The 12526-nt window shown below is 70.9% G+C and carries 9 protein-coding genes; 3 read left to right on the top strand and 6 right to left on the bottom strand.

Annotation, left to right across the window (positions count from 1 at the left end; all coding sequences use genetic code 11):
* Window positions 1-26 precede the first annotated feature (26 nt).
* Window positions 27-1736, top strand: a complete 1710-nt coding sequence (locus K8V84_RS03780) for a dihydroxyacetone kinase family protein (RefSeq protein WP_304070397.1) — start codon at window positions 27-29, stop codon at window positions 1734-1736.
* A 99-nt stretch (window positions 1737-1835) separates the two neighbouring features.
* Here the strand turns inward: K8V84_RS03780 and K8V84_RS03775 are convergent, their stop codons facing one another.
* Window positions 1836-2930 carry a zinc-binding dehydrogenase gene (locus K8V84_RS03775; RefSeq protein WP_304070395.1) on the bottom strand — a complete coding sequence of 365 codons (1095 nt, stop codon included), beginning with the start codon at window positions 2928-2930 and terminating at the stop codon, window positions 1836-1838.
* A 262-nt stretch (window positions 2931-3192) separates the two neighbouring features.
* Between K8V84_RS03775 and ddaH the strand changes: the two genes are divergently transcribed.
* Window positions 3193-4029 (top strand): dimethylargininase, encoded by an 837-nt coding sequence (gene ddaH, locus K8V84_RS03770; protein ID WP_304070393.1) that lies wholly within the window; start codon window positions 3193-3195, stop codon window positions 4027-4029.
* 211 nt (window positions 4030-4240) lie between these two features.
* On the top strand, window positions 4241-4861 hold the full coding sequence (locus K8V84_RS03765) for a TetR/AcrR family transcriptional regulator (RefSeq protein WP_304070392.1): 621 nt from the start codon (window positions 4241-4243) through the stop codon (window positions 4859-4861).
* A gap of 46 nt (window positions 4862-4907) precedes the next feature.
* Here K8V84_RS03765 and K8V84_RS03760 read toward each other — a convergent pair whose 3' ends face one another.
* From K8V84_RS03760 to K8V84_RS03740, 5 genes are all read right to left on the bottom strand, one after another.
* Window positions 4908-6341: an aminobutyraldehyde dehydrogenase gene (locus K8V84_RS03760; RefSeq protein WP_304070390.1), complete on the bottom strand. Its 1434-nt coding sequence runs from the start codon at window positions 6339-6341 to the stop codon at window positions 4908-4910.
* A gap of 31 nt (window positions 6342-6372) precedes the next feature.
* Window positions 6373-7878 carry a cytosine permease gene (locus K8V84_RS03755; protein WP_304070387.1) on the bottom strand — a complete coding sequence of 502 codons (1506 nt, stop codon included), beginning with the start codon at window positions 7876-7878 and terminating at the stop codon, window positions 6373-6375.
* Between the two features lie 237 nt (window positions 7879-8115).
* The gene (locus K8V84_RS03750; RefSeq protein WP_304070384.1) at window positions 8116-9756 is read right to left on the bottom strand and encodes a thiamine pyrophosphate-binding protein; all 1641 of its coding nucleotides are present in this window, start codon (window positions 9754-9756) and stop codon (window positions 8116-8118) included.
* 4 nt (window positions 9757-9760) lie between these two features.
* Window positions 9761-10720 (bottom strand): agmatinase, encoded by a 960-nt coding sequence (speB, locus tag K8V84_RS03745; protein ID WP_304070381.1) that lies wholly within the window; start codon window positions 10718-10720, stop codon window positions 9761-9763.
* A 37-nt stretch (window positions 10721-10757) separates the two neighbouring features.
* Window positions 10758-12272, bottom strand: a complete 1515-nt coding sequence (locus K8V84_RS03740) for a sodium:solute symporter (RefSeq protein WP_304070377.1) — start codon at window positions 12270-12272, stop codon at window positions 10758-10760.
* Window positions 12273-12526 lie beyond the last annotated feature (254 nt).

The raw sequence follows: 12526 nt of genomic DNA, 5'->3' as shown, positions 1-12526 counted from the left end.
CTAGTGCGAGAGGTGTGTGAGCGCTCATGGCGCTGAAGAAGATCATCAACCGGCCCGAGGACTTCGTCGACGAGGTCACCGAGTCGCTGCTCATGGCGCACCCCGACCGGCTGCGCGCGGCGACCGCCGACCGCAGGGCGCTGGTGCGCGCCGACGCGCCCGTCCGGGGACGCGTCGGCATCGTGACGGGGGGTGGCTCCGGTCACCTCCCCTTGTTCCTCGGCTACGTGGGACAGGGCCTGGCCACCGGGGTGGCCGTGGGCAACGTCTTCTCCTCCCCGTCCGCAGAACAGATCGCCGCCGCCACGCGTGCGAGCCACGGCGGGGCCGGTGTGCTGTACCTGTACGGCAACTACGGCGGCGACGTCTACAACTTCGACCTGGCCGGGGACGTCGTCGCGGCGGAGGGGATCGAGACGGCGACCGTACTGGGCACCGACGACGTGCTCTCCGCCCCCCGTGGCAAGGAAGCGACCAGGCGCGGGGTGGCCGGGTTGTTCTTCGCCTACAAGACGGCGGGTGCCGCCGCCGAACGCGGCGACGATTTGGAGAAGGTGCGGTCGGTGGCCCAGCGCACCGTGGACGCCACCCGCACGATGGGCGTGGGCCTGTCGCCCACCATCCTGCCCGCCGCCGGTGAACCCACCTTCACCCTCGACGAGGGGGAGATGGAGGTCGGGATCGGTATCCACGGCGAACCCGGAAGCCACCGGGGCCCGTTGGAGACCGCCGACCAGATCACCGACCGCTTCCTCACCGAGATCCTCGGCGAACTGGACCCCGAGGCGGGGGACCGGGTCGTGGTCCTGGTGAACGGACTGGGCTCCACCCCGCTGGAGGAGCTCTACCTGATCTACCGCCGGGTCCACCAGGTGCTGGGGGAGCGCGGTGTGGTCATCCATCGGCGCTACATCGGCGAGTTCGCGACGAGCCTGGAGATGGCGGGTGCCTCGGTTTCCGTGCTGCTGCTCGACGACGAACTGGCCGAACTGATCGACGCCCCGGCGGCGTCCCCGTTCTTCGGGCAGGGCAACACGCCCGCGCCGAGCGCGCGTACCGAAGAGGCGGGTGCGCCGGGTGCGGAGTCGGGCGCGGGCGCGGCCCCCGCCGTGCGCCGAACCGGTTCGGTCAGCGCGCTGCGCACCACCCTGATCGCCGCCATGGAGCGCATGCCCTCCCACGCGGAGGAACTGCGCCTGCTGGACTCGCGGCTCGGCGACGGTGACCTGGGGATCACGGTCTCCTCGGGCGCGTCGGCCGTTCGTGAGGTGCTGCTGACGCTGCCCGAGGACGCGCACCACGCCGACGTGCTGCGCGCCGCGGCGACGGCGTTCGCGGCGGCCAATCCCTCCACGTTCGCGGCCTTGACCGGCGCGGGCCTGCTCGCCGCGGCCGCCGAGTGCGAGGAATCCGACTCCATCTCGGTCCGTGACGCCGCGCGTCTCACGGCCGCGGTGTCCCGCAGGGTGCGGGAGCGAGGCGGCGCCGAGCCCGGCGACAAGACGTTCGTGGACGGGCTGCTGTCGGTGGAGGAGGCCTTGAGCGGCGCACAGGACCCGAGGGCGGCCGCGCGGGACGCGGCCTCCGCGGCCGGGCGCGCCGTGGAGGAGACCAGCGGACTGACGTCGGCCAGGGGTCGTGCGGCCTGGGTGGGTGAGCGCGGGGCCGGTGAGCGCGACCCCGGTTCGGTGGCCCTCCTGCGGTTCCTGGAGGAACTGCGCGACGTCCTGTCCTGAGACGGGTCCCCATGGTGTGCCGTGAGGGGACCCCCATGGGGACGCCCCCGTTCGGGGGCCGTGGTGTCCGTCCGACACCACGGCCCCCGAACGCTCTTCTCAAGCCCCGAACCGCACCAGTGACCGCCCGCCCCTGCCCTGACCCATGCGTTCGAAGGCCTCGGGAACACCCTCCAGGGGGATCTCGTCGGTGACCATCGCCGACAGGCGCAGATCGCCGGAGCGCACCGATTCGGCCAGCAGCGGGATGTCCCGGTCCGGGTCGCTGGAGCCGTACACGCATCCCTGCACGGTACGGCCCTGGTGGAACAGTTCCAGGGCGTTGAAGGACACCTCGTCCTTGGCCGAGCCGAGGCCCACCACGGTCACGGTTCCGCCCCGGCGCACACTGTTCCAGGCCGTGCGCACCACCTGGGCCTTGCCCACCACCTCGAAGGCGTGGTCGGCGCCGCGCCCGCCGGTCAGCCCCCGCACGGCCTTGTGGGTGCTTCCGTCGGCGACCAGGAAGTCGGTGGCGCCCAAAGAGCGGGCCAACTCCTCCTTGTCGGGGGAGACGTCCACCGCGATCAGAGGGCCGGCCCCGGCCACCCGGGCCGCCTGGAGCACGGACAGACCGACCCCGCCCAAGCCCAGGACCACCGCGGACTGCCCCTCGCGCAGTCGGGCGGCGTTGTTGACGGCGCCCCATCCGGTGACCACCGCACATCCCAGCACGGCCCCGACCGCCGGGTCGATCCCATCGGGCAGCGGGATCACGGCCTTGGCCGAGACGACGGTGGCCTCGGCGAAGGCGCCCGTGCTCAAGCCGGCGTAGACGGGGGTGCCGTCGGTCAGTTCGGCGTAGGGGGTCAGGGTGCCGTCCAGGGCGTGTTCGCACAGGTAGGGCTCCCCCTGGAGGCAGAACCAGCACTCTCGACAGGCGGGCGCCCAGTTCAGGACGACCTGTTGGCCGGGCGTCAGATGTTCGACTTCGGGGCCGACCTCCTCGACGGTGCCGGCGCCCTCGTGGCCCAGGACGGCGGGCCAGGACTGGGCCAGGGTGCCGTTGGACAGGGACAGGTCGGAGTGACACACACCCGCCGCCGCCAGGCGTACCAGTACCTGCCCGGGGCCGGGGGTGGGCAGGACCAGGGAACGGATCTTCGGGGGTGCACCGGTCTCGTGGAAGACGGCTGCCTTGACGGTCGTGCTCATGATGGGGGTACTCCAATCAGGGAACTGGCGCGACCCTAACAATACCGGCCGGTCGGTCTGTTGGTCGGGGGCGTCCTCGAACGGGATCGCGAGGGGCGGGGCGCGTTGGAACCTTCCGTTTTCGAGTCGTTCGCGGAAAGGTCGATATTGACGCCCTCCCGGTATGGGTATCCAACGAATGTCCGCCCGGAAAAACGCGGTGGTAAAGGCCTGAACCACCGCGGGCCGTTCGGCCTCCGGGGCACCTCGATGGGGAGGTTCCATGGCTCGACCCGCAGACCCGGCGCCGGTGGCGGCGCCCCGGCACTATTTGATGTGCCGTCCCACCTACTTCGCGGTGGAATACGCGATCAACCCCTGGATGAATCCCGCCTTGGGCGTGGACCGCGACCGCGCCGTTCGGCAGTGGGAAGGGCTCCGCGACCTCTACCTGTCCCTGGGGCACCGCGTGAGCGAGATAGCCCCCATCGAAGGCCTGCCCGACATGGTCTTCGCCGCCAACGGTGGCCTGGTCGTGGACGGTCGGGTCTACGGGGCCCGGTTCGCCAGCGCCGAACGCACCCCCGAAGGGCCCGCCTACCTCGACTGGTTCCGCAAGGCCGGCTACGTCGAGACCAACGAACCCAAACACGTCAACGAGGGTGAGGGCGACTTCATCACCCTGGACGACGTCATCCTGGCCGCCACGGGTTTTCGCACCGAGGCCGCCGCCCACCAGGAGGCAGAACGACTCCTGGATCGCCCGGTCGTCACCCTGCAACTGGTCGACCCGCGCTTCTACCACCTGGACACCGCGCTGTTCGCCCTGTCGGGACAGCGGATCGCCTACTACCCGGGCGCGTTCTCCGAGGGCAGCCGTCGGGTGCTGCGCGCCCTGTACCCCGACGCGCTCCTGGCCACCGAGGAGGACGCGGCCGTCCTGGGCCTGAACGCCGTCGGTGACGGCCGCAACGTGGTCATCGCCGCCGAGGCCACCGCGCTCGCCGAGAGGCTCCGGTCCCTGGGATACACGGTCCATCCGATCGAACTCGACGAACTCCGCAAGGCCGGGGGCGGCGCCAAGTGCTGCACCCTGGAACTGCGCGACTCCCCTTCCTGACGGCCGAACGAAAGAGGCGGGTTCCGCGCACGTCCGTGCGGAATCCGCCCACTCGAACGTCTCGGAATGTGGGATGCGCCACCCCCGGGATTCAATGCGGCCGCGGCCCCACAGGTCACACGCGCGAGGCCGACCGGTCCCGGCTCGGGCGGCCCGCCACGCCCACGGTCTCCCCTGGCCACCTCCACCGATCCCGTTAGGGTCGGTTCACGTGAAGACCAAACAACGCAGGCTCCCGCGCGGGGTCAGGGAACAACAGCTGATCGACGCCGCCGTTTCCGCGTTCTCCCGGGGCGACTACCACACCGTCAGCGTGGAGGAGATCGCGACGGCCGCCGGGACCTCCAAACCCACCGCGTACCACTACCTGGGTTCCAAGGAGGGTATTTTCACCGCCTGCGTGCGCCGGGAGATGGAACGCCTCATCGAGGCCATCCGTAGCGCCGTGCACGCACCCAGTCCCATCGACGACGACCCGCTGCGCCGTGGCATGCGCGCCTTCTTCGCGTTCGTGGTCGACAACCGCGAGAGCTGGACCGTGCTCTACCGGCGCGCCGCCGCGCAGGGGCGGCCCTTCGAGGCCGAGACCGCCCGTATGCGCGACCGTGTCACCGCGGAGATGGCCGATCTCATCACCGCCTGCACCCGCGACGACTACGGCGACATGGACGTCCGCGACGCCCAACTGTTGGCCCGGGTGGCGGTGAGCACCGCCGACGCCTTCGCGGACTGGCTCCTGGACCACCCGGACGAGACCCCCGACACGATGGCCGGACACGTCGCCGAGCTCACCTGGTCCCACCTGCGCACACGCGGACCCGCCAGGGTCTAGAGGAAGGCCCCTGGGCGGGTCCGCGCGCGGCGGTCCACGAACGGCGTCAGTCCAGGGCGCTCATCACGTGCTTGACGCGGGTGTAGTCCTCCAGGCTGTAGGCCGACAGGTCCTTGCCGTACCCGGACCGCTTGAAGCCCCCGTGCGGCATCTCCGAGAGCAGGTCGCCGTGGGTGTTGAGCCACACCGCGCCGAAGTCCAGCTCGGCGCAGACCCGCATCGCCCGCGCGTGGTCACGGGTCCACACCGACGAGGCGAGTCCCTGCTCGACCCCGTTGGCCAGTTCGACCGCCTCGCTCTCGTCCGCGAAGCGCTGCACGGTCACCACCGGGCCGAACACCTCCTCCAGCACGATCTCGTCATCGGCGCGCAGAGCGGAGACCACGGTGGGCGCGAGGAAGAACCCGGCCTCGCCCACCCGATGTCCGCCCGTCTCCACCCTGGCGTGCGCGGGCAGGCGTTCCAAGAGCCCGGTGACCCGGGCGAACTGGTCGGCGTTGTTGAGCGGCCCGAAGTCGCTCTCCTGGTCCGAGGGCAGGCCGGTGACCTGCGCCGACGCCAGACGGGTCAGCTCGGCGACGAACTCGTCGTGCACCCCCTCCTGGACGATGACCCGGGTGGCGGCGGTGCAGTCCTGTCCGGCGTTGAGGAAACCGCCCGCGACCACACCGGCCGCGGCGCCGGCCACGTCGGCGTCGTCGAAGACCACCGCCGGGGCGTTGCCGCCGAGCTCCAGGTGCACGCGCTTGATGTCGTCGGCGGCCGCCTTGGCCACCTGTGCCCCCGCCCTGGTCGAACCGGTGACCGACACCAGGCGCGTGGCCGGGTGCTCCACCAACAGGCGGCCGGTGTCACGGTCGCCCACCACCGCGTTGACCACACCGGCGGGGAGCGCCCGTGCGGCGATCTCGGCGAGCAGGACCGTGGTGCTCGGGGTGGACTCGGCGGGCTTGAGCACCACCGTGTTGCCCGCGGCCAGCGCCGGGCCGATCTTCCACACCGCCATCATCAGCGGGTAGTTCCACGGAGTGATGCCCACGCACACGCCCACCGGTTCGCGGCGGATCCAGGAGGTGCGATCGGTGGCGTACTCGGCCGCGGCCTTGCCCTCCAGGTGTCGGGCTGACCCGGCGAAGAATCGCAGGGTGTCCACGCAGAACGGGATCTCCTCGTCCAGGAACGACGCGCGCGGCTTGCCGGTCTCGCGGCACTCGGCGTCGGCGAACTCCTCGGCGTGTTCGACCAGGGCGTCGGCGATCGCCAGCAGGGCGTCCTGGCGCTGCGCGGGTGTGGCTCGGCGCCAGGACCGGAAGGCGCGGGCCGCGGAGTCCATGGCGGACTCCACCTCGGCGGGGCCGCAGACCCCGGCCCGGCCGGTCACCTGTCCGGTGACGGGGTCGACCAGGTCCAGGGTCGCCCCGCCCCTGGGGTGCAGGGGCTCACCGTCGACCAGGCTGTACAGGGGATCGTGGCTGCTCATGGTGGTCCTTCGATCGAAGTCGTGGGTGGTCTCAGTGCGCCGCGATGGTCGGCGCGTCCTCGGTGGTGGCTGCGGGGGCCGGTTCGCTGTCCTCGCGTGCCGGCACCAGGCGCGGGCCCTTGGGGCCGAACACCGAGCGCGGTTCGGGGAAGAGGAACAGCGCCGTGGGGTAGACGATCGCGGCGGTCGCCAGCGCCACCGGAAGGCTGATGTCGATGCCGGCGGCCAGGTTCCCCAACGGGCCGACCAACAGCGGGGTGTTGGCGAACAGCAGGGCGGCCAGAGCGGACAGCAGCCACGCGGTCATCGCGCGCCAGTTGACGCCCGAGCGGAACCAGTACCTGCCGCCCCGGCGTCCCTCGTTGAACACCTGTAGGTCCTCGACCAGGTAGTGGCCGCGCCGGAACACGTAGCCCAGCATCATGATCACCATCCAGGGGGAGGTGAGCAGGACGATGAGGATCGCGAAGGCGTTGATCGTTTCGACGAAGTCGAACAGGAACGTGCCCACGAACACCAGCGCCAGGGCCAGGAAACCCACCACGACGGTGCCCTGTACCCGGTTCAGGCGAGGGACCAGCGAGGAGAAGTCCAGCCCGGTGCCGTACAGCGCCGTGGTGCCGGTGGACAGTCCCCCCACCAGCGCCACCAACAGCAGCGGAAGCGCGTACCAGAAGGGGGAGACGGCGGCCAGCCCGGACACGTAGCGGTCGGGGTCGGCGACCAGGGTGGCGGTGAACAGCCCGAACCCGAACGGCAGCAGGGTGCACAGCTGGGCCATGAACGGGGCCACCAACTGTCGGCGGGTGGAGGTCGTGGCCGGGATGTAACGCGACCAGTCGCCCAGGAACCCGCCGAAGGAGACCGGGTTGGCCATCACCGTCAGCACGGCCAGCACCCAGGTGGGCCAGAATCCGCCCAGGATGTGGTCGCCGCTGCCGGCGAAGGAGGGGTCGAACGCGCCCCCATAGGCCACGAAGCCCAGCAACATCAGGGCGCTGCCGGCCACCACGGCGATCTTGTTGATGAGCAACATGAACTGGTAGCCGTACACGCACACCACGAACACCGCCACGGCGATCACACCGTAGGAGACCGCGCGCAGCGCGTCGCCGCCGGGCAACCCCAGCCGGTGCGCGGCGCCGACGATGGCGTCACCGCTCACCCACACCGAGATCGAGAAGAACGTGACGGCGGTGAGCAACGACAGCAGGGAGCCCAGGGCACGCCCCACCACGCCGAAGTGCGCTCCGGAGGAGACGGCGTTGTTGGTGCGCGTCCGGGGACCGAACAGTGCCATGGGGGAGAGGATGAGCGCCCCGAGCACCACACCGACCACGGTGGCGGCGGCCGCCGCGGCGAACCCCAGACCGTAGGCGATGGGCAGGGTGCCCAGGATGATCGTGGCGAAGGTGTTGGCGCCGCCGAAGGTGAGACGGAACAGGTCGAAGGGGCGTGAGGACTGGTCGGAGACCGGGATCGGTGCGACCCCGTGGGTCTCCACCACCGTCACGGGGGCGGGTCGGGACTGGGACACGGCTGTACTCCTGAGGGCTGCACTGCTGAGGGATGAAAGGAGCGGGGATTCAACGAGCAGGGACGGGCGCGCGGCGTCGTCGACGCGTGCCGTCTCGGGAACGGAACACCGGTGTCCCATCGGGGACTCGGATGTTCGGGTGTCCTCGGGGCACGCGGCGCCGTTGACGCGTGCCCCGAGGGCGGGTCGACCGTCCGGTGCGGACGGCGGATGTTCGGGACCTGACCCGGGTCCTGGTCAGGGCATGGGGTCGTCCAGGTGGGTGGGGGCGAACATGTTCACGTGCATGGGAAGCACCACCACGCTCGGTCCCGGGACGGCCAGCGCGGCGGCCAGATCGACCTTCACCGTCTCCGGTGAGGTGAGGGTCGCGGGCACCCCGAACGAGGCGGCCAGGGCCACGAAGTCGGGTCGGGTCAGCTCCGTGTGGGTGGCCTCCCCGAAGGCGCCCTCCATGTACTCGCGCAGGATCCCGTAGCCGCCGTCGTCGACGATCAACCACGTCACGTCCAGGTCGTGCTGGCGCGCGGTGGCCAGCTCCGCGATCGAGTACATGGCGCCGCCGTCACCGGAGACCGCCAGCACCGGACCCCTTCCGGTCGAGGCGGCGCCCAGCGCGGCGGGGAACCCGTAGCCGAGTCCACCGGAGCCCTGCGCCGAGTGCATCGCGCCCTCGCGCGGGTCCCACGCCGACCACGCCCAGTACGCCAACACGGTCATGTCCCAAAAGCTCGGAGCGTCATCGGGGAGTGCCGCGCGCACCGCCGCCAGAACGGTCTGTTCGGCGGCCAGATCCTGCCCGGCCAGCCGTTCGGCCACACTGGCCAGAACCCGGGCGACCTCGGCCTCGACCTCCGGATCCTTCACGCGGGGCCGCACCTTCGCGGCCAGTGCCGCCAGGGTCGTGGCCGCGTCGCCGTGGATCCCCAGCGCCGCAACGTTGGACTCCAGCTTGCCGAGGTCGGCCTCCACCTGCACCACCCGTCCTCGCGGCGCCATGGTGTGGTAGTTACTGGACAACTCGCCCAGCCCCGAACCCACCACCAGGAGCACGTCGGCCTCCTCCAGATACGCGGTGGTGTACCGGTCCTCGATCCACGACCGCAGCGAGAGCGGATGGTCCCAAGGGAAGGCGTCCTTGCCGCCGAAGGTGGTGGCCACCGGTGCCCGAAGGGCCTCGGCCAGCTCCAGCAGCGCCTTCCGGCCGCCCGCACGGCTCACGCCGCCACCGGCCAGCACCACCGGACGTCGCGCCCCGTCCAACAGGCGGACCGCCTCGTCCACCACCTCCGCGCGCGGAACCAGCGGGGTCGGTGCAGCGGACACGTCCCTCACCGGAGGCACGACGGTCGGTTCCAGCAGCACGTCCTGCGGGATCTCCACCAGCACCGGGCCGGCGGGCGCCCGGGCGGCGGTCCGCCAGGCCTCGACCAGCGCCGAGGGAATCTGCGAGGCGTGCCGGACCGTGAACGTCGACTTGGTGACGTTGTCGAAGGAGGCCGCCTGTTCGGGCAGCTCGTGCAGGTAGCCGTGGCGGCCACCGCCCAGCCCCGCCCGCGGCACCTGGCCGCTGATCACCAGCACCGGAGCCGAGGCCGCCCGGGACTCCTGCAACGAGGCCAGGGTGAGCAGCGCGCCGGGCCCGGTGGAGACCAACAACGGGGTGACCTCACCGGTGGCCCGGGCGTGCCCGTCCGCGGCGAAGGCCGCGTTGTTCTCCACCCTGGCCGACACGAACCGCAGCCCGGGGGCTCGACGCAGCGCGTCGAACAGCCCCAGCGCGTGCTGGCCGGGGATGCCGAAGCACACCCGGGACCCCAACGCGGTCAGGGTCTCGGTGACCAGGTCGCCACCGTTGCGCGGCGCGCTCCCACCCATGTGATCAGGCCTCCGTCTTGCGCTGGTGGTTCAGGGCCAGCAGGCTCACCAGGTCGTAGGCCACGTGCGAGGCAGCGGTGGAGGTGATCTGGGCGTGGTCGTAGGCCGGGGCGACCTCCACCACGTCGGCGCCCACCAGGTTCAGGTCGGCCAACCCGCGCAGGATCTCCAGCAGCTCCCTGCTCGTGATCCCGCCGGCCTCCGGGGTGCCGGTGCCCGGGGCGTGCGCCGGGTCCAGGACGTCGATGTCCACCGACACGTACAGCGGCCGGTTCCCGATGCGCTGACGCAGCGCGTCGGCGATCTCGTCCACGCCCTTGCGCAGCACGTCGGCGGCGGTGACGATGCCGAACCCGAAGCGACGGTCGTCCTCCAGGTCGCGCTTGCCGTACAGGGGGCCACGGGTGCCCACGTGGGCGATCGCCTCGGTGTCGAGGATGCCCTCCTCCACCGCGCGTCGGAACGGGGTGCCGTGCGTGTAGGGCTCACCGAAGTAGGTGTCCCAGGTGTCCAGGTGGGCGTCGAAGTGCAGCATGGCGATCGGGCCGTGCACGCGGTACAGGGACCTGAGCAGGGGCAGCGCGATCGTGTGGTCGCCGCCCAGGGTCACCAGGCGGGTCCCGGCGCGCACGAACTCGGAGGCGCCCTGGTCCAGGGTCTCCACGGCGTCCCCGACCGAGTACGGGTTCACCGCGATGTCGCCACCGTCCACCACCTGGAGGCGCTCGAATGGGGACACGTCCAGGCCGGGGTTGTAGGGACGCAGCAGCCGGCTGGCCTCACGGATCGCCGAGGGGCCGAAACGGGCCCCGGGACGGTAGGAGACACCGGTGTCGAAGGGCACCCCGATCACGGCGATGTCGGCCCGTTCCACCTGGTCGATGCGGGGCAGCCGGGCGAAGGTCGCCGGGCCGGCGAAACGCGGTACGAGGCTGGAGTCGGTGGGTCCGATCGGTGCGTTCATTTGATCCATTCCTGTGTCGTCGGTTCCGTGGTGGGTGTCAGCGGTCCCGGGGCGGGTCGGTGGACGCGACGCTTGTGGCGTCCTCGTCGGTTTCCGTCGCGGTCTCGGAGCCGATGTCCTGGCCGCGCAGACGGCGCTGCCACAGCTCCAGTACCGCGGGGTCGGTGGGCGGGGTGAGCAGGCTGACGGCCACGTAGACCACCAGCGCGGTGCCCAGCCCCACGTAGATGGGTTCGTTGGCGAGCAGTCCGGTGATCGCCATGGTCACGATGACGGCCACGGAACCGGCCAGCATCGAGGCCAGGGCGCCCACGCGGGTTCCCCGACGCCATACCAGGCCACCGAGGATCGCGACGAGCAGGCCGCCGACCAGGATGTTGTAGGCCAGCGTGAGCGCGGCGACCACGTTGTCCACGGCCAACGCCACGCAGATGCTCGCCACCCCCAGGAGCAGCGTGAACACCCGGCCGGCGGCCACCTCGTCACCGTCCTGGTCGCCCTCCGCGGACCTCTTCGCGCCGAACAGGGCGCGCACACGCGGCCACAGGTCGGTGGAGGTCACCGTGGAGCAGGCGATGAGGGCGCCGCTGGCGGTGGACATCACCGCGGACAGGGCGGCGGCCAGGACCAGGCCGGCCACACCCGTGGGCAGGGTCGCCTCCACCATGAGGGTGAAGGAGTGGTCGGGGTCGGCCAGGTTCGGGAACATCACCGCGGCGGCCGTGCCGATGAGCGCGCCGCACACGCCGTAGATCAGGCAGTACACGCCCGCGCCGATGCCGCCCACCTTGGCGACCTTGTCGTCGCGGCCGGTGAAGACGCGCTGCCAGATGTCCTGGCCGATGAGCAGGCCCAGCGAGTAGATGACGAAGTAGGTGAGTACGGTCTGCCCGCCGATGGCGGTGGGGTCGAAGTAGGAGGGGTCCAACGACTCGCGCATCCCGGAGAAACCGCCGGCCGACCACACCGCCACCGGGGTCAGGATGAACAGGAGCCCGATCGTCTTGATCGCGAACTGGGCCATGTCGGTCATCGTCACCGACCACATGCCGCCCATCGTGGAGTACAGCACCACGATGGAGCCGCCCAGGATGATCGCGACCACGCGCGGCAGTTCGAACAGACCGCTGAAGATGGTGGAGAAGGCCAGGGTCGAGGGCACCGTCAGAACGAAGGTGTAACCCCACATGACCAGGGCCGACACGATTCGGGAGTCCCCGCCGTAGCGCAGGTCCAGCATCTCGGAGACGGTGAAGACCCTCAGCCGCGAGATGCGCTCGGCGAAGAACAGGTGCAGGGCCAGGATGCCGACACCGATGGCCACGACCAGCCAGGCTCCGGAGATCCCGTAGGTGTAGCCAAGGCCGATCCCGCCGACGGTGGAGGCGCCGCCCAGGACCACGGCGGCCATGGTGCCCGCGTACATCAGCGGGCCCAGGCGGCGGCCGGCGACCAGGTAGTCGGACTTGCTCTTGGCGCGGCGCATGCCCCACCAGCCCAGGCCGACCATGCCCAGGAGGTAGGCGGCGATCACCGCGGTGTCGATGAGCATGAAGCTCCTTTGCGGGGAGTGGTTCGGGGGGCAGGGGTGGTGCGCAGGGTCGGGCCATGGGGATGTTGACGCAGGTCACATCGCTTCGGTCAGCGTAGGTAGTCGGTAGGCTCCACTCCAGTGGCCGAACCGCACCACTCCTCGGTTGACTTTGGATGAATCGTCCAGTCGGATCGGAAGGCGTCCTCGTGTACGTCATGTCCAGGACACGGGGATCGGCTCGGACGGGCCGGGGAACGAGGGGGACGAGGAAC

The organism is Nocardiopsis listeri (assembly GCF_020741345.1).
GTDB classification, from domain to species: domain Bacteria; phylum Actinomycetota; class Actinomycetes; order Streptosporangiales; family Streptosporangiaceae; genus Nocardiopsis; species Nocardiopsis listeri_A.
The sequence above is the reverse complement of the archived record's forward strand: the minus strand, read 5'-3'. Positions and strand labels throughout refer to the sequence as shown.

What these genes read in the sequence shown, in the direction of transcription:
- K8V84_RS03780 (WP_304070397.1), top strand. Translation starts at nt 27, where the DNA reads ATGGCGCTGAAGAAGATCATCAACCGGCCCGAGGACTTCGTCGACGAG.
- K8V84_RS03775 (WP_304070395.1), bottom strand. Translation starts at nt 2,930, where the DNA reads ATGAGCACGACCGTCAAGGCAGCCGTCTTCCACGAGACCGGTGCACCC.
- ddaH (WP_304070393.1), top strand. Translation starts at nt 3,193, where the DNA reads ATGGCTCGACCCGCAGACCCGGCGCCGGTGGCGGCGCCCCGGCACTAT.
- K8V84_RS03760 (WP_304070390.1), bottom strand. Translation starts at nt 6,341, where the DNA reads ATGAGCAGCCACGATCCCCTGTACAGCCTGGTCGACGGTGAGCCCCTG.
- K8V84_RS03750 (WP_304070384.1), bottom strand. Translation starts at nt 9,756, where the DNA reads ATGGGTGGGAGCGCGCCGCGCAACGGTGGCGACCTGGTCACCGAGACC.
- speB (WP_304070381.1), bottom strand. Translation starts at nt 10,720, where the DNA reads ATGAACGCACCGATCGGACCCACCGACTCCAGCCTCGTACCGCGTTTC.
- K8V84_RS03740 (WP_304070377.1), bottom strand. Translation starts at nt 12,272, where the DNA reads ATGCTCATCGACACCGCGGTGATCGCCGCCTACCTCCTGGGCATGGTC.